At 73.9% G+C, this 17,772-nt stretch carries 13 protein-coding genes; 2 read left to right on the top strand and 11 right to left on the bottom strand.

Translation table 11 applies throughout. From position 1 onward, the window contains the following. Window positions 1-311: 311 nt before the first annotated feature. The gene (locus ACH4F6_RS38970; RefSeq protein ID WP_397965367.1) at window positions 312-1,316 is read right to left on the bottom strand and encodes a stage II sporulation protein M; all 1,005 of its coding nucleotides are present in this window, start codon (window positions 1,314-1,316) and stop codon (window positions 312-314) included. A gap of 128 nt (window positions 1,317-1,444) precedes the next feature. Here ACH4F6_RS38970 and ACH4F6_RS38965 point away from each other — a divergent pair, with 128 nt between their 5' ends. After that, the gene (locus tag ACH4F6_RS38965; protein WP_397965365.1) at window positions 1,445-2,422 is read left to right on the top strand and encodes an RDD family protein; all 978 of its coding nucleotides are present in this window, start codon (window positions 1,445-1,447) and stop codon (window positions 2,420-2,422) included. Window positions 2,423-2,478: 56 nt separating this feature from the next. Here the strand turns inward: ACH4F6_RS38965 and ACH4F6_RS38960 are convergent, their stop codons facing one another. The 8 genes from ACH4F6_RS38960 to ACH4F6_RS38925 all read right to left on the bottom strand — a co-directional run bounded on the left by ACH4F6_RS38960 (window position 2,479) and on the right by ACH4F6_RS38925 (window position 11,711). Then, window positions 2,479-3,093, bottom strand: a complete 615-nt coding sequence (locus ACH4F6_RS38960; protein WP_397965363.1) for a hypothetical protein — start codon at window positions 3,091-3,093, stop codon at window positions 2,479-2,481. Window positions 3,094-3,287: 194 nt separating this feature from the next. Continuing rightward, window positions 3,288-4,745 carry an adenosylhomocysteinase gene (gene ahcY / locus ACH4F6_RS38955; protein ID WP_397965362.1) on the bottom strand — a complete coding sequence of 486 codons (1,458 nt, stop codon included), beginning with the start codon at window positions 4,743-4,745 and terminating at the stop codon, window positions 3,288-3,290. A gap of 333 nt (window positions 4,746-5,078) precedes the next feature. Further along, complete coding sequence (locus ACH4F6_RS38950) at window positions 5,079-6,059, bottom strand: cation diffusion facilitator family transporter (RefSeq protein ID WP_397965361.1); 981 nt, start codon at window positions 6,057-6,059, stop codon at window positions 5,079-5,081. A 137-nt stretch (window positions 6,060-6,196) separates the two neighbouring features. After that, window positions 6,197-7,348 carry a mannose-6-phosphate isomerase, class I gene (gene manA / locus ACH4F6_RS38945; RefSeq protein ID WP_397965360.1) on the bottom strand — a complete coding sequence of 384 codons (1,152 nt, stop codon included), beginning with the start codon at window positions 7,346-7,348 and terminating at the stop codon, window positions 6,197-6,199. A gap of 93 nt (window positions 7,349-7,441) precedes the next feature. Beyond that, on the bottom strand, window positions 7,442-8,575 hold the full coding sequence (locus ACH4F6_RS38940; protein ID WP_397965358.1) for an SIS domain-containing protein: 1,134 nt from the start codon (window positions 8,573-8,575) through the stop codon (window positions 7,442-7,444). A 143-nt stretch (window positions 8,576-8,718) separates the two neighbouring features. After that, entirely contained in the window at window positions 8,719-8,889 is a 171-nt protein-coding gene (locus ACH4F6_RS38935; protein WP_007382472.1) for a Trm112 family protein, read from the bottom strand. A 580-nt stretch (window positions 8,890-9,469) separates the two neighbouring features. Beyond that, complete coding sequence (locus tag ACH4F6_RS38930; protein ID WP_397965356.1) at window positions 9,470-10,834, bottom strand: phosphomannomutase/phosphoglucomutase; 1,365 nt, start codon at window positions 10,832-10,834, stop codon at window positions 9,470-9,472. A gap of 454 nt (window positions 10,835-11,288) precedes the next feature. Continuing rightward, entirely contained in the window at window positions 11,289-11,711 is a 423-nt protein-coding gene (locus ACH4F6_RS38925; RefSeq protein WP_397965355.1) for a DUF3499 domain-containing protein, read from the bottom strand. 364 nt (window positions 11,712-12,075) lie between these two features. Here ACH4F6_RS38925 and ACH4F6_RS38920 point away from each other — a divergent pair, with 364 nt between their 5' ends. Beyond that, window positions 12,076-12,456, top strand: a complete 381-nt coding sequence (locus ACH4F6_RS38920) for a metallopeptidase family protein (protein WP_397965353.1) — start codon at window positions 12,076-12,078, stop codon at window positions 12,454-12,456. Window positions 12,457-12,505: 49 nt separating this feature from the next. Here the strand turns inward: ACH4F6_RS38920 and ACH4F6_RS38915 are convergent, their stop codons facing one another. Together ACH4F6_RS38915 and ACH4F6_RS38910 are read right to left on the bottom strand one after the other, a co-directional pair. Continuing rightward, the gene (locus ACH4F6_RS38915; protein ID WP_397965352.1) at window positions 12,506-14,005 is read right to left on the bottom strand and encodes a DUF5719 family protein; all 1,500 of its coding nucleotides are present in this window, start codon (window positions 14,003-14,005) and stop codon (window positions 12,506-12,508) included. Continuing rightward, window positions 14,002-17,742 carry a glycosyltransferase gene (locus ACH4F6_RS38910; protein WP_397965350.1) on the bottom strand — a complete coding sequence of 1,247 codons (3,741 nt, stop codon included), beginning with the start codon at window positions 17,740-17,742 and terminating at the stop codon, window positions 14,002-14,004. Before ACH4F6_RS38910 ends, ACH4F6_RS38915 begins: the two co-directional genes overlap by 4 nt. Between the last annotated feature and the right edge of the window lie 30 nt (window positions 17,743-17,772).

The following is a 17,772-nucleotide window of genomic DNA, read 5'->3' as shown; positions in this document are numbered from 1 at the left end:
CTATCAGATCCTTTTTCCGATCCGATTTCCTCGGCGCTTTCCAGGTTCCCGCTTTTGACTCGCGGTTTCCTTTCCGGCGGTTCCGACTTTATCAGAAGTTTCCGGCCGGTCTGACCAGCCATTCGTTCCGATTCATCGGGAGGGGCTTCTGTGGAATCAGCGTTCCGGGAAGCCGTATAGATTTTCACTCGTTGCCGACCGGACCCTGTCCAGTCCAGGCAACTGTTCAAATCTACCTCCCCACGCGACCCGTGTCAACGGCTCTTGTGGGGCGAGCAGGAGACTAGCAGTTGAACGGGCCCAGATGCACATCAGGCGGCCGTCGGCAGCGTGGCGCTGCGCTCGGATGCCTCCACGTCCCCCGTGGAGCCGGCGCGGACGGCTCTGGCGCCGAGGACGTAGACGTAGCCGAGGAAGGCGAGCTCCGCGGCGACGCCGATGGCGATGCGGGCCCAGGTGGGGAGGCCCGAGGGGGTGACGAAGCCTTCGACGGCTCCCGAGACGAAGAGGACGAGGGCGAGGCCGACGGCCATGCCGACGGCGGCGCGGCCTTCCTCGGCGAGGGCGGTGCGCCGGGTGCGGGAACCGGGGTCGACGAGAGTCCAGCCGAGCCGCAGGCCGGTGCCGGCGGCGACGAAGACGGCGGTGAGTTCCAGGAGGCCGTGCGGGAGGACCAGGCCGAGGAAGGTGTCGAGCCGGCCCGCTGAGGACATGAGGCCGATGCCGATCCCCAGGTTGAGCATGTTCTGGAGGAGGATCCAGAGGACGGGAAGGCCCAGGAAGACGCCGAGGACCAGGCACATCGCGGCGGCCTGGGCGTTGTTCGTCCAGACCTGGGCGGCGAAGGAAGCGGCGGGGTGGCTGGAGTAGTACGTCTCGTACTGGCCGCCGGGGCGGGTCAGCTCGCGCAATGCGCCGGGCGCCGCTATGGAGGACTGGACTTCCTGGTGGGAGCCGATCCACCAGCCCAGGAGGGCGGCGACGGCCGTGGAGACGAGGGCCGTGGGGACCCACCAGTGCCGTGACCGGTAGACCGCCGCGGGAAAGTCCTGGGTGAGGAAGCGGGTGACGTCCCTCCAGGAGGCGCGTCGGGTGCCTGTGACGGTGCTGCGCGCGCGTGCCACCAAGTGGGTCAGCCGGCCGGTCAGCTGCGGGTCGGGGGCGCTGGACCGGATCAGCGAGAGGTGGGTGGCGGTGCGCTGGTAGAGGGTGACGAGTTCGTCCGCCTCGGTGCCGGTGAGGCGGCGGCGGCGCAGGAGGGCGTCGAGGCGGTCCCATTCGGCTCGGTGGGCGGAGACGAAGACGTCGAGGTCCATCGGGTGCCTGCTCCTCGGCTGTTCGTCGGCGGCCGGGCGTGGGATCAGCTTGTCGTACCGGGGCGCGGTGTGCCCTCAGCTTGGCAGACTGACCGTTGCCGGGGCAGGTCGGGGAAGGGGCGGCGGGCGTGAGTGAGCTGGTGACGGGTGAGGCGGTGGCGCTGGAGCTGCAGCCTGCCAGGCTGCCCAGCCGGGGTGTGGCCGCGTTGCTGGACCTGACGGTGGCCGTGGTGGTCTATGTCGTCGTGAGCATCGCCTTGCTGGCCGCCACCGCGTCCCTGGACGAGGCGGCGCGGACGGCGGTCTCGATCGCCGCGTTCCTGCTGGTGCTGGCCGGTGGGCCGATCGCGGTGGAGGTGCTCAGCCACGGGCGGTCGCTGGGGAAGGTGGCCTGCGGGTTGCGTGTGGTGAGGGACGACGGCGGGCCGATCCGGTTCCGGCACGCGTTGGTGCGGGGTGCGCTCGGCGTGGTCGAGATCCTGCTGACGGCGGGGGTGGTGGCGTGTGTCGCCTCACTGGTGTCGGCGCGGGGGCGGCGGCTCGGGGATGTGTTCGCCGGGACGCTGGTGGTGCGGGAGCGGGTGCCGGTGGCGCGGACGGGTTTCCTGCCGCCTCCCCCGCCGTGGCTGGCCGGGCGGTTCTCGGGACTCGATCTGTCGGCGGTGCCGGACGGTCTGTGGTTGGCGGTCCGGCAGTACCTGGGGCGGATGGAGCAGTTGGATCCGCAGGTCGGCCGGGCGATGGCGGAGCGGCTGGCCGGGGATCTCGCGGCGCGGACGGGGGCTCCGGTGCCTCCGGGGGTGCCGCCGGGTGCGTATCTGGCCGCGGTGGTGCAGGAGCGGCAGGTGCGGGAGGCGCGGCGGGCGTTCGCGGGTGGGGGGCAGCAGCCTGCGGTCCCGGCTGACGGGTACGGCCCCGCCGGCTCCGGCCCTGACGGCCGGGCCCCTGTCGGGCACGGTCCCCTCGTCCCTTTCCCCGTGGTCGAGGGGCCTGCGGAGGCTGGGGCGGAGTCTCCCCGGCAGGGCGGGAGCGGCGGTGGGGCGGGGGCGTCCGCTGACGCGGGGCCGACCGGGCTTCCGGCCACGGGGTTCGTGCCACCCGCGTAGGTGCCGGGCGCGTCGTCCCTGCGCGTCGTCCTCGACCCGCCGTCGCCCGCCTTGCTTCAGTCGAGGGCCGACGGGGGTGATTCGAGGTCTTCCAGCTCGATGCCGGGGGCCGCCAGGACGATGTCGCCGGCGATGTGGACGGTGTGCTGTTCGCCGGTGTCCAGGGCTGTGACCTGGTATTCGTCCACGGTCAGGGGGCCGCTGTCAGTGGCGTGTGCTTCTCTGTTCACCAGCGCCCAGGACTGGTCGACGGTGCGTGGGGCGAGGACCGGGTCGGTGAAGGCTACGAGGCGTACGCGGGTCGCGGACGTGGAGGGGGTGAGGCGCAGGAGACGGGTGGTGGCGATGAGGAAGGCGGGGGAGGTGCCGGTGAAGGCGTGGGCCCGGACGTTGCCTTCCGTGGCGTGGGCGCCGGTGGGGTCGGTGCGGACCCAGGTGACGCCGTCGAGGGCCGCGCCGCGGACCTGCCAGCCGCTCGCGTGGAGTTCGAGGCGGAGGGGGCGGCCGAGATCGTCGAGGGTGAGGTCGACGGAGCCGGCGTGTTCGCCGGTGGGGGCGGTCAGCTGGGAGACGTAGCGCCAGCCGGAGGGGCCGGGGGCGCAGTGGAAGTGCTCGTGGGCGAGGGGGGTGTGATCGTGCGGATCGTGGAGCGAATAGCGGCCGCGGGGCATGGGGGTCCTGGGGTCTGACGGGCTGGTCCGGTCATCCGGGCGAGCCGGTCCGGCGGGGTGACGGCCGGGCCGGTGCGGGACCGAAGGGGCAGGCCCCCGACACGGGGGTGCGGGGGCCTGCCTCGGAGGACCTGTCCGGTGCCGGTGAGCGCGTCAGCGCGCGGGTGCGTTCCCCGGCGGGTGGGGCGGTGGACTCAGTAGCGGTAGTGGTCCGGCTTGTAGGGGCCGTCGACGTCGACGCCGATGTAGGCGGCCTGCTCGGGGCGGAGCTGGGTGAGCTTCACGCCGAGTGCGTCCAGGTGGAGGCGGGCGACCTTCTCGTCGAGGTGCTTGGGCAGGGTGTAGACGCCGGTCGGGTACTCGTCGGGCTTGGTGAACAGCTCGATCTGGGCCAGGGTCTGGTCCGCGAAGGAGTTGGACATCACGAACGACGGATGGCCGGTGGCGTTGCCCAGGTTCAGCAGGCGGCCCTCGGAGAGGACGATGATCTTCTTGCCGTCGGGGAAGGTCCAGGTGTGGACCTGCGGCTTGATTTCGTCCTTGACGATGCCGGGGGTCTTGGCGAGGCCGGCCATGTCGATCTCGTTGTCGAAGTGGCCGATGTTCCCGACGATGGCCTGGTGCTTCATCTTGGCCATGTCCGAGGCCATGATGATGTCCTTGTTGCCGGTCGTGGTGATGAAGATGTCGGCCTTGTCGACGACCTCGTCGAGGGTCGTGACCTGGTAGCCGTCCATCGCGGCCTGGAGGGCGCAGATCGGGTCGATCTCGGTGACGATGACGCGGGCGCCCTGGCCGCGGAGGGACTCGGCGCAGCCCTTGCCGACGTCGCCGTAGCCGCAGACGACGGCGGTCTTGCCGCCGATGAGGACGTCGGTGGCGCGGTTGATGCCGTCGACGAGGGAGTGGCGGCAGCCGTACTTGTTGTCGAACTTCGACTTGGTGACGGCGTCGTTGACGTTGATCGCGGGGAAGAGGAGGAGGCCGTCGCGCTGCATCTCGTACAGGCGGTGGACGCCGGTGGTGGTCTCCTCGGTGACGCCGCGGATCTCGGACGCCAGCTGGGTCCACTTCTGGGGCGTCTCGGCGACGGTGCGGGTGAGGAGTTCGAGGATGACGCGGTGCTCGTCGGACTCGGCGGTGTCGGGCGAGGGGACCTTGCCGTCCTTCTCGTACTCGACGCCCTTGTGGACGAGGAGGGTGGCGTCGCCGCCGTCGTCCAGGATCATGTTGGGGCCGCCGGTGGGGCTGTCCGGCCAGGTCAGGGCCTGCTCGGTGCACCACCAGTACTCTTCGAGCGTTTCGCCCTTCCAGGCGAAGACGGGGACGCCCTGCGGGTTGTCGGGCGTGCCGTCGGGGCCGACGGCGATGGCGGCGGCGGCGTGGTCCTGGGTGGAGAAGATGTTGCAGGAGGCCCAGCGGACCTGCGCGCCGAGGGCGACGAGGGTCTCGATGAGGACGGCGGTCTGCACGGTCATGTGCAGGGAGCCGGTGACGCGGGCGCCGGCGAGGGGCTGCGCCTCGGCGTATTCCTTGCGGATCGCCATGAGGCCCGGCATCTCGTGCTCGGCGAGGGTGATCTCCTTGCGGCCGAACTCGGCCAGGGAGAGGTCGGCGACCTTGAAGTCCTGTCGGTTGTCGACAGTCGTCATTGCGAGCTGCTCCTCGGGGTTGGGTCGAGGTCTGGGTACGGCTGGTCTGCGCGGCGGCGGACACAGGGGTGCCCTGTGGGGACACAGGCATGCCCGCGTGCGCGCAGCGCAGTCCGTCGGAGGCCCTCTCTCCCTCGGTCGGTCCGTGCTGGGACCGCCCGACCGCCATCAGCAGCGACGTCTGGCTCCGTTCCAAGCTACACCGGTGGCGCCGGGCGACCCCAGTCCACTTCCGAACAGATCACGCCGATCACGGAGCGTGAGGGGTGGGGTGGCGGGAAAACGGGCGGGGCCCGCCGGTGGTCGGCGGGCCCCGTCGGACGGCGTGGTGGGTCAGTGGTCGGCCGGGGGGTGGGCCGGTCCGCCCGGGGTCGCCTTGGGGTCCGGCCCCTTGGCGGCCTCGCTCTCGCTGTAGATGTCGGGCTCGAGGTAGATGACGCGGGCGATGGGGACGGCCTCGCGGATGCGGGACTCGGCGGCGTCGATGGCGCGCGCGACCTCGGTGGCCGTGTCGTCGTGCTGGACGGCGATCTTGGCGGCGACGAGGAGTTCCTCGGGGCCGAGGTGGAGGGTGCGCATGTGGATGACGCGGGTGACGGTGTCGCCGTCGACGATGGCGGCCTGGATCTTCAGGGACTCCTCCGGGCCGGCGGCCTCGCCGAGGAGGAGGGACTTGGTCTCGATGGCCAGGACGACGGCGATGAGGACGAGCAGGATGCCGATGCAGATCGTGCCGATGCCGTCCCAGACGCCGTCGCCGGTGACCAGGGACAGGCCGACGCCGAGGAGGGCGAGGACCAGGCCGACGAGTGCGCCGAAGTCCTCCAGGAGGACGACCGGGAGCTCGGGGGCCTTGGCGCGGCGCACGAACTCCTTCCAGGAGAGGCCGCCGCGCAGCGGGGCGGCCTCCTTGATGGCGGTCCGGAAGGAGAACGACTCGGCCAGGATCGCGAAGACGAGGACGCCGACGGGCCAGTACCAGTGTTCGAGTTCGTGCGGGTGCTGGATCTTCTCGTAGCCCTCGTAGAGGGCGAACATGCCGCCGACCGAGAACAGGATGATGGAGACGAGGAAGGCGTAGATGTAGCGCTCGCGGCCGTAGCCGAAGGGGTGTTGCGGGGTGGCCTCGCGCTGGGCCTTCTTGCCGCCGACGAGGAGGAGCGCCTGGTTGCCGGAGTCGGCGAGCGAGTGGACGCCCTCGGCGAGCATGGACGACGAGCCGCTGAACGCGAACGCCACGAACTTCGATGCCGCGATCGCGAGGTTGGCGCCGAGTGCCGCCACGATCGCTTTGGTGCCGCCTGACGCGCTCATGTGTTCGCGTGGTCCCTTCGTGCTGGGGGTCGTCCTCGGGGCGCTCGTGCCGTCGTCGGCTTTGCCCGTCCTTTGCGGTGGGTCATTGTTGCAGCCCGGTCCGCCATCCGTGTGCCCGGTGGGACGGACGGGATGCGTCAGGCGACGACGGTGGCCCGGAAGACCGTGCCGGCTCCGGACACTTCGGCCTTTTCGCCCGCGGGGACGAAGACGGAGTGGCCGGGGGTCAGGGTGTGGCCGTCGGCGTGGACGGCGCCCGCGGTGCACAGGAGGATCTGTGGGGTCGGGAGGGTGAGGTCGCGGGGGGCGGCGCCCTCGGGGAGGACGTACCGGGACAGGCGGAACTCGTCGGTGGGGGTCTCGTAGACCTCCTCGCCGTCCGGGGCTGCTTCGGGGCGCAGGACGGCGGGGTCGGCGGGCTCGAAGCGGACGACGCGCAGGAGTTCGGGGACGTCGACGTGCTTGGGGGTGAGGCCGCAGCGCAGGACGTTGTCGGAGTTGGCCATGATCTCGACGCCGAGGCCGCTGAGGTAGGCGTGCGGGATGCCGGCGCCGAGGAAGAGTGCCTCGCCGGGCCGGAGGCGGACGTGGTTGAGGAGCATGGCCGCGATGACGCCGGGGTCGCCGGGGTGGTGGTGGGCGATGCCGGCGTAGGGGGCGTAGGCGCCGCCGAGGCGGTCGCAGGCGGCTGCGGCGGCGGTGACGGTGCGGGCCGTCTCCGCGGGGTCGGCGGTGAGGATCGCGGTGAGGACTTCGCGCAGGGCGGCGTCCTCGGGGTGGGCGTGCAGGAGGTCGACGTACGGCTTGAGGGAGTCGACGCCGAGGCCGTCGAGGAGGTCCGCGGCCTCGACGGGGGCGCGGAAGCCGCACAGGCCGTCGAACTCGGTGAGCGCGCAGATGAGTTCGGGCTTGTGGTTGGCGTCCTTGTAGTTGCGGTGGGGGGCGTCCACGGGGATGCCGCGGCGCTCCTCGTCGTCGTAGCCCGCTCGGGCCTGTGCCAGGTCGGGGTGGACCTGGAGGGAGAGGGGGGCGCCGGCGGCGAGGATCTTGAGGAGGAAGGGGAGCCGGGGGCCGAACTTGCCGACGGCCGGCGCGCCGAGTTCCTTGTGCGGGTCGGCCTCGATGACCTCGGCGAGGGTGCCCCGGCCGGTGCGGGAGGGGGCGCCGGGGTGGGCGCCCATCCACATCTCCGCCTGCGGTTCGCCGGTCGGTTCGGCGCCGAGGAGGTGCGGGATCGCGGTGGGGGAACCCCAGGCGTAGGGGCGGATGGTGTTGTCGAGGCGGTCCATGCGGTGTCTCTGCCTGCCTGTCGGTGGGTCCGTCGGTCGCGTGGGCGGGGCGGGCGACGGCCGTCGCGGGTGTGCGGGCGGCCGGTCGCCGGTTCAGGCTCCCGAGGCGAGCGCCAGGTAAACGGCGGCGAAGTCCGTGACGGCGATGAGCTCGGCGAGGGTGACGAGTTCGTCGCCGGGCTCCGGTTCGAGTTCGCTGATGGGCGTGTCGTGGCTGAGGGCCAGGTCGCGGGCGGCCGGGGCGGCGGTGAGGCCGCCGATCGGGCGGTCGCGCAGCAGCACCACGCGTGCGTGCAGGGCGGGCGGTTCCTCGACGCGGTCGCGGAAGAAGTCGTCCGGGTCGGCGCTGGCGGCGAGGGGGCCGGCGAGCAGGGCGCTGTGGGCGGCGAGGGCCTCGGGGAGTTCGGAGACGAGGGCGGGGCGGCCGGAGAGTTCGGCGAGGGCGTCGGCGAAGCGGCGGCCCGCGGGGCCGGCGGAGGCGCCCTCGGTCCAGATCACGGGGAGGGCGTCGGCGAGTTCGGCGGCCAGGGTCTTGGCGGGGTTGCTGTAGGTCGCGATGGCGGGGCCGCAGCGTTCGGCGACGTGGTCGAGGCGGTCGGCGACCTTCTCCAGTGCGTCCGGCGGGGCGGAGAGCAGCGCGATGCGGTCGAGGAGCGCGAGGAGGGGGGTGAACAGGGCCCACAGGACGCCGGGGGCGGAGGCGGCGACGGGGGGCTGCTCGTCGTGTTCGTAGGGCGCGGTGGCCATGGGGACGAACAGACCGTGGGTGGCGGCCACGCCGTCGGTGAGCGGGGAGCGGGCGGGCGCCACGGCGACGACGGTGCAGCCTCGGCGGTAGGCCTGCTCGGCGAGGAGGGCGAGGCCGGGTTCGCTGCCGTCGGGGGTGGCGATCAGCAGGAGGTCGAGGGAGCCGATCCAGCCGGGGAGGTCCCAGCGCAGGGCGCCCCCGGCGGGGGCGACGCCGGTGGGGGCGAGGCGGATGACGGGGCAGGAGGCGCCGGCGAGGGTGCGGAGGAGGTCGGCGACGGTCGTGGCGGCGGCGCCGGGGCCCGCGATGAGGATCGCCCGGGGGCGGCCGTCCGGGGCGAGGTCGTGGACGCCGGCCTCGAGGGCGTGCCGGGCCGCGGTGCGGACACGGGCGCCGGCCTCGGCCGCTCCGCGCAGGAGGGCGCGGTGGTCTGCCTCGGCCAGGGCCTCCGGCGTGTCGAGCAGCGATTCGTCGAGCATGGCGTCAGGTCTCCGATCGCCGGGTCGTCGTCGGTGTGCGGGCGCCGGGGGGCGGGGGTACGGAAGGGGTCCCTGAGAGGGCTGTTCCCCGTGAGGCCGTCCGTGTCACCCCGGGGGCCGGGAACGGTGCCGGGCGGCGGTCGTCAGGCGGGGCGGCGGGCCTCGTCGACGAGGAGGACGGGGATGCCGTCGCGGACGGGGTACGCCAGGCCGCAGTCCTGGCCGGTGCAGATCAACTCGGTGTCCTGCTCCTTGAGGGGGGCGTGGCAGGCGGGGCAGGCGAGGATCTCCAGGAGGCCGGCTTCGAGCGGCATGGGGTTGTCCCTTCGGGTGGATCCGTGCGGATGTGGCGGGTTGTGAGGGTGCGCGGATGTGCCTGGTCAGCGTACCGCTGGTGGGGGTGGGGCGGTGGGGTGGCGGGTGGTGACGGGCGGGGGCGCGCCGCCCGCCCCGGCGGACGGCCGACCGGGCGGGTGCCGTGCTGCGCCCGGCCGGCGTGGGGGGGGCGGCCGCGGTGGCTGCCCGGGGCCTCGTGCCGCTCCTCGGCCGCGGAGGAGGCTCAGGGCTTCGGCCCGGAGCCCGGCCGCGGAGGAAGCCCGGCGCCTCGGGACGGAGCCGGGGCTGCGGGGGGGGAGCCCGGGGGCTCGGGCTACGGAGGGAGCCCCGAAGGCTCGGTCCGTAGCCCGGACGGCGGGGGGAAGCCCCGAGGGCTCGGCGCGGAACCCGGGCCGCGGGAGAAGCCGGGGGCTCGGTCCGGGGCCCGGGCCGCGGGAGAAGCTCGGGGGCTCGGTCCGGGGCCCGGGCCGCGGGAGAAGCCCGGGGGGTCCGGGACCCGGGCCGCGCAGGGAGCGCAGGGCCTCGGCCGCGGGGGAAGTCCCCCCTCCCTTCCGTGGCTCAGCCGCGGATGACGGCCAGGACCTCGTCCCTGACCTGCCGCATGGTCGCCTCGTCCCGTGCCTCCGCGTTCAGGCGGAGGAGCGGCTCCGTGTTGGAGGGGCGGACGTTGAACCACCAGTCCCGGGAGGAGACGGTGAGGCCGTCGAGTTCGTCGAGGGTGACGTCGTCGCGGCTGCCGTACGCGGTCCGGATCGCCCCGATGCGGGCCGCCTGGTCGTCGACCGTGGAGTTGATCTCGCCGGAGCCGGTGTAGCGGTCGTACTGGGCCACCAGGGAGGACAGCGGGGCGTCCTGGCCGCCGAGGGCGGCGAGGACGTGGAGGGCCGCCAGCATGCCGGTGTCGGCGTTCCAGAAGTCCTTGAAGTAGTAGTGGGCGGAGTGTTCGCCGCCGAAGATGGCGCCGGTGCGGGCCATCTCCGCCTTGATGAAGGAGTGGCCGACGCGGGTGCGGACGGGGGTGCCGCCGTTCTCCTTCACCACCTCGGGGACGGTCCAGGAGGTGATCAGGTTGTGGATGACCGTGCCCTCGCCGCCGTGGCGGGCGAGTTCACGGGCCGCGACCAGGGCGGTGATCGCGGACGGGGAGACCGGGTCGCCCTGTTCGTCGACGACGAAGCAGCGGTCGGCGTCGCCGTCGAAGGCGAGGCCGAGGTCGGCGCCCTCCTCGCGGACCCGCTTCTGCAGGTCGACGAGGTTGGCCGGGTCGAGGGGGTTGGCCTCGTGGTTCGGGAAGGTGCCGTCGAGCTCGAAGTACATCGGGACGAGCGTCAGGGGCAGCCCGGCGAAGACCGTGGGGACGGTGTGGCCGCCCATGCCGTTGCCCGCGTCGACGACGACCTTCAGGGGGCGGATGGAGGTGAGGTCGACGAGTGAGCGCAGGTGCGCGGCGTAGTCGTCCAACGTGTCGGCCCCGGTGACGGTTCCCGGGGCCGGCGCCGGTTCCGGGGCCGCCGACCCCGACCAGCGCTCGACCAGGGCGCGGATCTCCGCCAGGCCCGTGTCCTGGCCGACCGGGGCCGCGCCCGCGCGGCACAGCTTGATGCCGTTGTACTGCGCGGGGTTGTGCGAGGCCGTGAACATGGCGCCCGGCCGGTTCAGCGCGCCGGAGGCGTAGTACAGCTGGTCCGTGGAGCACAGGCCGATCTCGGTGACGTGCACGCCGCGTGCCGCCGCGCCGCGGGCGAAGGCTCGGGAGAGGCCGGGCGAGGAGGGGCGCATGTCGTGGCCGACGACGATCGCCTCGGCGGCGGTCACCTGGACGAAGGCCGCTCCGAACAGTTCGGCCAGTGACGCGTCCCACTGGTCCGGGACCACCCCGCGTACGTCGTACGCCTTCACGATCTGCGACAGATCAGCAGCCACGGCCAAACCTTCCTGAACGTTCTGTGAGTCACCACAAACTACCCGGAGCGACCGGCGGGCCGCTGTGGCTGCGCCGCGTCCGGCCGCAGGCGTGACGCGGTCCGTCGCCTCGGGCCCGAGAGGGCCCTGGGGAAGCCCGGTCCGGCGACGACCGGGGCGTGGGCGCGCACCACCTCGCGGCGGGTCGCGGGCAGGCGTGCGGGAGGCGGCGAAGCGGACCGCGGCGAAGGCGGTTCGGCGGACGAGGGCGGTTCGGCGGACGAGGACGGGCCGTCACGTCTCGCGCGGGCCACGCCGGCCGGTCACCGGACCGACCGGTGTGAGCGGCGCCATGGGGCGGGCGGCCGGGGCCGACGGTCCGTCACCGGGCCGGAACGTCCAGGGACGGGTCGCCGGACTGAGCAGGCGTCACCCCGGGCGTGTCCGACGCGCGTTCGGTGCGGGTGACGGGCGGTCAGTTGTCCGGTGAGCGCAGCACGCGCAGATGGCCGCGGCGCGCGACCTCCATCGGGTCCGCCCCCCGGCCGCCGCCGGCGGCCCCGGCCGCGCGTTCCTGCGGACGGGCCGCCTCACGGACGGCGTTGGCAAGCGCTTCCAGATCGTCGCCGCTGGGGCGCGCGGGAGCCGAACCGTCGAGGAGCCGGACGACCTCCCAGCCGCGCGGGGCGGTGAGGCGCTCGGAGTGCTCGGCGCACAGGTCGTAGCAGTGGGGTTCGGCGTAGGTGGCGAGCGGGCCGAGGACCGCGGTCGAGTCGGCGTAGACGTACGTCAGCGTCGCCACGGCGGGTCGGCCGCAGGCGGTTCGCGAACAGCGACGTACAGGGCTCACGACGTTGGACGGTACCGCACTCTTGAGCGGGCCGCGACGACTCTCCACCAGGTCACTCCACCGTGTCGTGTTGTGAAACGCCCCACAGACCACTCCAGTCATACCCCGCTGACCTGCACGAACACCAGCCCTCAAGGCGAGGAAGATCATCGGATCCGGTCGGCGCCCGGTGCAAACACCATCAATTGCCATGAGTTGACCGGTCTCGGAGAGATACGGAATCGAGCCCAAGCTTGGCTGGAATGGTCATCCTGCGACATGCCGTGCGCGGCGTCCGGGCGGTCCGCGGGGCACCGCGTGGAGCCGGGCGGCCGGTCGCGGCGGGGACTACGCTTCAGTGGTGATGGACAGCCCCGTACCGCCCCGTGCCGCAGGCCCCGGGCCCCGTCGCCGTGATCGTCACGGCCGGGGCATGCGGGGACCGATCGCGCCCCCTCAGGTGCCCCTGGCCGCCAGCCGTGCCGAGGTGTTCGCCGACCTGGTGCAGGACTCCGTGGAACGGCTGGAGCGGCACTGGCCGCAGCTCGCCGACATCGACTTCATGGTGATGGAGGTGCCCCGGCTGGACGGGACCCCGGCGCCGTGGAACGACGAGGCGGTGCCCCTGGGCGGGACGATGCCCGCGCGCGAGGGGCGCCGGGCGCGGGTCGTCGTCTACCGGCGGCCGGTCGAGATCCGCACCAAGGGGCGGGACGAACGGGCCGCGCTGGTCCACGAGGTCGTCGTGGAGCAGGTGGCCGAACTGCTGGGCCTGACCCCGGAGACGGTGGATCCCCGGTACGGGGAGGACTGAGCCGGACGGGGGCGGCCCCGGCCGCCGCCGCTCACCGCGGCTCCCGCCCTCACCCCTGAAGGATCGTCAGGTCCTCGTCCGCCTCGGGCACCGCCACCGTGCCCCGGTCGTCCGGGAGGGTCTGGATCGTGAAGCCCGGAAGGCCGTCCACCGATGCCGTCAGGGTGCGGGAGGCGTGGACGGGGGTGTCGTCGAGGGTCTCCACCGTGAGGGCGTAGGTGCCCTTCAGGCCGGTGGGGACCGGGAGTTCGACGTCCTGGGTGGTGCCGGACCTGATCGTGTACGTCTTGGAGGCCGCCGTTCCCCCCTCGGTGCCGGCGGAGGCGGTGACCTTCACCTTGGCGGTGCCCCGGGGGGCGGTCAGGGAGAGCGTGGATCCCTTGGCCGTGTTGCCGACGGCGGACGCGCGCGTGCCGACCGGGCCGGTGGCCGGGATGAAGGCCGACTCCTGCTTGTCGCCCTTGCCGCGGACGACCCGGACGGCCGCGACCACCGGCGTCGACTGGCCGGTGGGGGTCAGCACCAGGGAGCCGGCCTCCCCGCGCGTGACGTCACCGAGGTCGACGGCGGTCGTCATGCCCGCCTTCACGTGCAGCGTCTCGTGGCCTGCCGGGGTGATCAGGCCGGAGGTGGAGGCGAGTTGGACCTTCAGGTCGGCGTCGGAGTCACCGGGGGCGAAGGCGACCAGGCGCACGGCCGTGGCGTCCTTGGGGATGCCGGGGACGACCAGGCTGCCCGCCGGGTCGGCGGACGCGGCCAGCCAGTCCCCGCCGAGCTTGTCGTCCAGGGCCTGTACGGCCGCGCCGACCCGGCCGCTGCGGACGTTGACGTGGAGGGTGAGGTCGTCCTGCTTCTCGCCGGTGAGCGTCGACAGCAGGATCGGCTCGCTGGAGTGCGCCGGGATCGTGAGGCCCTCCCCCACCGTGGTCGTCACGGCGCCGTCCTTGCCGTGGAGCTCGATGTCGGCGACGGCGGCGGAGTCGTCGGGGTTGGTGAGGTGGACGTAGTCCGTGCGGTCGGCCGCCGTGCTCACGCCCGGGAACCAGAACTCCGTGTCCGGCCCGGTGCAGGTGACGCCGAGCAGGCCGCGTCCGGTGCCGACGTCGACCTGCGTGGTCTCCTGGAGCGTCCAGCCGGGCGCGAACCTGCCGTCGGCGGCGCCCACGAGCGCGGGCGCCTCGCCGCCGGAGACCTCGCCGGTGACGGGCGTGCCGGGGGCCTCGGGGGTGAGGACGGGCTTGGCCGCGGTCTTCTTCTTGCCGCCCGTCCCGCTTCCGGCGGCGGCCGACTCGGCGGTCGCCGGCCGGAGTTCGGCCGTGCCGGAGCTGCCCGTGCCCTGGGTGACGGGCGTGTACGACGTGTAGGTCGTCTCCGCGACGTCGGAGCTGCTGGGGGCCGGGCAGAGCAGGCTGGTGCGCTCCACGGGCTGGACGGCGGCCGCCCCGGCGGTCTCCGCGGCGGGAGCGGCCGGCTCGGTGAGCGTGGCGAAGCCGGTGACGGCGGCGAGCGCGGTCGTGCCGACGATCAGGGACAGGGTGGTGCGGTTCACTGCTGGCTCCCGTCGGGACGCTCACTGCCGGTGCCGTGGGGGTGCTGGGCCGGGTCGTAGGCGGGGTCGTAGCCGCCCTGGCCGTACGCGGAGGGGTCGTAGCCCTGCTGCGGGTAGGCCTGGTCGTACGGGCCGGCCTGCTGGTCCTGGCCCTCGTAGGCGTACGGGTCGTACCGGTCCGTCCGGTAGGGGTCGTAGGACTGCCGGTCGTAGCCGTCGGGGGCGTACTGCTGCCGGGCGTCCTGGTACTGCTCGTCGCCGTAGCCGCCGTACTCGGCGCCCGCGTGGCCCGGCGCGTCCCATGCGGGATAGGCGGGCTGCTGCGGGATGGGGACCGGGGTCTGCTCCGGCGGAGGGGGCGGGACGTCCTCGGAGCGGGCGGCTTCCTCGGCCTCGGCCTTCGCGGCCTCCTCGGCCTCGGCCTGGGCGCGCAGGCGGCGGGCGCGGCGGCCCTCGCCGGCGGTGGCCAGGTCGGTCGGCGGCTCCTCCTCGGGGAGGTCGTCGTCGACGTCGCGGCGGCGGCCGGGCAGGGCGAGGACGACGAGGACCAGGGCGAGCAGGCCCTGCGCCCACAGCCAGGCGGTGTGGGTGAACGGGTCGTCGTAGGTGACGTCCAGCTTGCCGCCGGACGCGGGGAGTTCGAAGCCCTGGGCCCAGCCGTCGACGGTGGTGCGGGTCAGGGGCTTGCCGTCCAGGGTGGCCGTCCAGCCCTCGGCGACGGTGTCGGCCAGGCGCAGGATCCGGCCGTCGGGGCCGTCGGGGATCGTGGTGTGGATCTCGACGGGGCCCGCGGCGACCGCGGTGGCGGCGCCCTTGCCGGAGTCGGTGACGACGGCCGCGCGGGAGACCTCCTGGTCCACCCGCCACAGGCCGCTGCCGTCCTGCTGGCTCAGCCGGGACAGGCCGGGCGTGGCGTCCAGCACCCGCGTGACCTCACGGGGTGCGCCCTTGTGGACGAGGACGTAGCGCACGGCGAACTTGCCGAGCTGGTCGGCCTGGTCGGCGCCGGAGCCGGCGACCAGGTTGGCGACGACCTTGTCGAGCGTGGTGTTGTCGCCGTCGGCGAGCGCGAGTTCGGCGTCGCCGAGGCGGGCGCCGGAGCCGCGGACCAGCATGTAGCCGACGTGGGCGGCGGAGTCGCTGTCGAGGACGAGGGTGCGGGCCTGGTCGCGGGTGCCGCTCTCCTCGGCGACGAACGCGGGCACCTGGGCGGGGTCGCGGCGCTCCAGCGGGCCGTCGGCGCCGCCGATCATCCAGCCCGCGGCGACGAGCAGGGGGCCCGCGGCCGACGCGAAGGCGATGAGGGCGGCGACCGGCTGGCGCCAGCCGAAGCTCTGCTCGGCGACCCGCGCGCGTGCTCCGTCGGCGCCGATGACGGCGGCGGCGAGCAGGGCGATGCCGTAGACGAGGGTGGCGGGCCCGGCCCAGGTGGAGCTGTTGGACAGGACGGCGAAGACGAGGCCCACCAGGGCGACCGCCCAGGCCGTCCAGATGCCGGGCTGGCGCTCCGAGCGCAGCAGCGCGGCGAGCGCGGCCAGGACGATGCCGATGAGCATCAGTCCGCTGACCGTGCCGGGCCCGCCGGGGCTCGCGCCGAGCAGGTCGGTCGCGGAGGCGGTCGAGGGGCCGTACTCCAGGCCGGCCTCGGTGAAGAAGCCGAACGGCAGCAGCGTCAGCGACCAGGGCGCGAGGAGCAGCAGGGGCGTGCCGAGCTGGACCAGGAAGCGCAGGCCGTGGGCGGTGATGTCGGCGCGGCGCACGGCCAGGACGGCGAGGCCGAGGACCAGGGCGACGGGCCACACGATCGGGGTGAACGCGGTGGTGATCGTCAGCAGCAGCGCGTACGCCCAGGTGGCGCGCCAGCTGCCGCGGGTCCCCGAGGAGTGGGCGAGGCCGCTCGCGGCGATGCCCGCGCGCGCGACGAGCGGCAGCAGGACGGCGAGGACGGCGGTGCCGATCCGGCCGCCGGCGAGCGCGCCGGTGGCGGCCGGCAGGAAGGCGTAGACGACCGCGCCCCACGCGCGCAGGAGGCGCGACTCGACGAGGGGCCGGGAGGCGAAGTAGGCGGTGAGTCCGGCCAGCGGCACCGAGCAGACGAGCAGGACGGTGACGGCGAGGCCGGTGGAGCCGAGCAGCAGGGAGGCCAGCAGCGCGACGATCGCGAGGTAGGGCGGGGCGGACGAGGTGCTGCCGGCGCCCACCGGGTGCCAGGCGTCCAGGTAGCGCGACCACAGGTCGGAGGCGTCGGCCGGGGCGGGCAGCAGGGCGCCGCCGGCGAGCGCGCCGCCGCCCAGGAGGTTGCGGCAGGCGACCAGGGAGACGAGCAGCAGGACCAGGAAGAGCACCGGGCCGGGCTTGCGGGCGATGCGCTTGAGGCGGGCGAACTGCTCGATCTCCAGGAAGTCGGCGTCGTCGCCGCCGGGGCCGGACTCGATGGCGCCGCCGTGCCGGCCGGCGCCGGTGGCGTTCTCGTCGGAGGCGCCGAAGAAGTCGCCGGCGACCTGTTCGACGGTGGCCCGTACGGTCGCGCCGGGCGGCGGGAACAGGGGCCGCAGCTCGTCCTTGTCGATCTGCGGGCGGCCGCGCCTGCGCCGTCCGGCGATGATCCGCTCGGGCCGCAGCAGGGTGCCCAGCAGGCCGCGGATCTCGTCGACGGCCTGTCCGGGGACCTTGCCGACGAGGTAGGCGACGGTCCGCAGGAGGGTGCCGAGGACCAGGCGGACCAGGATCCACGGCAGCAGCGCCGTGCGGCTGTTGACGAGGAGGGTGTAGACGGCGCCGGCCTTGTCGACCTTGTGGGGGGAGGCCGTGGTGCGGCCCGCGCAGTCGACCGTGCGCCGCTCGCGGGAGGCGGCCTCGGCGTGCCGTACGACGGCGTCGGGGGCGACGAGGACGCGGTGGCCGGCGGCGTGGGCGCGCCAGCACAGGTCGACGTCGTCGCGCATGAGGGGCAGCCGCCGGTCGAAGCCGCCGAGTTCCTCGAAGACGTCGCGGCGGATCAGCATGCCGGCGCTGGACACGGACAGCACGGAGCGGACGTGGTCGTGCTGGCCCTGGTCCTGTTCGCGGCGGTCGAGGCCGGTCCAGCGGCGGCCGGAGTGGGCGATGGTGACGCCGACCTCGAGGAGCTGGCGGCGGTCGTACCAGCCGCGGAGCTTGGGGCCCACGACGGCCACGTCGTCGCGGCCCAGTTCCTGTTCGTTGTCCACGACGCGCAGCAGTTCGGCCAGGGCGTCGGGTTCGGGGGCGCAGTCGTCGTGCAGGAGCCACAGCCACTGGACGGGCTCGCCGTGCGGGAGCTCCGGCAGGTCGTAGGTGTCGTCGCGCCAGGTGCGGGTGACGGGGTCCCAGCCGCTGGGGCGCTTGAGGTACGGCAGTTCCTCGGGGGTGAGGACCGGGGCCGTGCGGTTGGCCTCCTCGACGGCCTGGCCGAAACCGGTCCGCCGGGCGAGGTGCAGGACGCGGTCGGCGCCGAGGGCGTCGGAGAGGAGCTGGGCGGAGTCGTCGGCGCTGCCGGTGTCGGCGGCCACGGCGGACTGGACCGGGCGCTCCTGGCCGAACAGCCCGGCGAGCGCGTCGGGCAGCCAGCGGGCGCCGTCGTGGGAGACGAGCACCGCGGTGACCACGTGGCGCGGGTACTCGGGCGGGCGGGTCGGGTCGGATCCCGTCGAGTGGGTCGGGTCGAATCCCGCGGTGGCGGCGCCGCTGTGGGCTGCCGGGTGGCTGTGCACGGACATCGAGGTACGGGCCCCGGTTCGATGGACTGC

The organism is Streptomyces sp. NPDC017936 (assembly GCF_044328485.1).
Lineage (GTDB): Bacteria > Actinomycetota > Actinomycetes > Streptomycetales > Streptomycetaceae > Streptomyces.
Note: the sequence above shows the minus strand (reverse complement) of the source record. Positions and strands in the feature narration are given on the sequence as shown.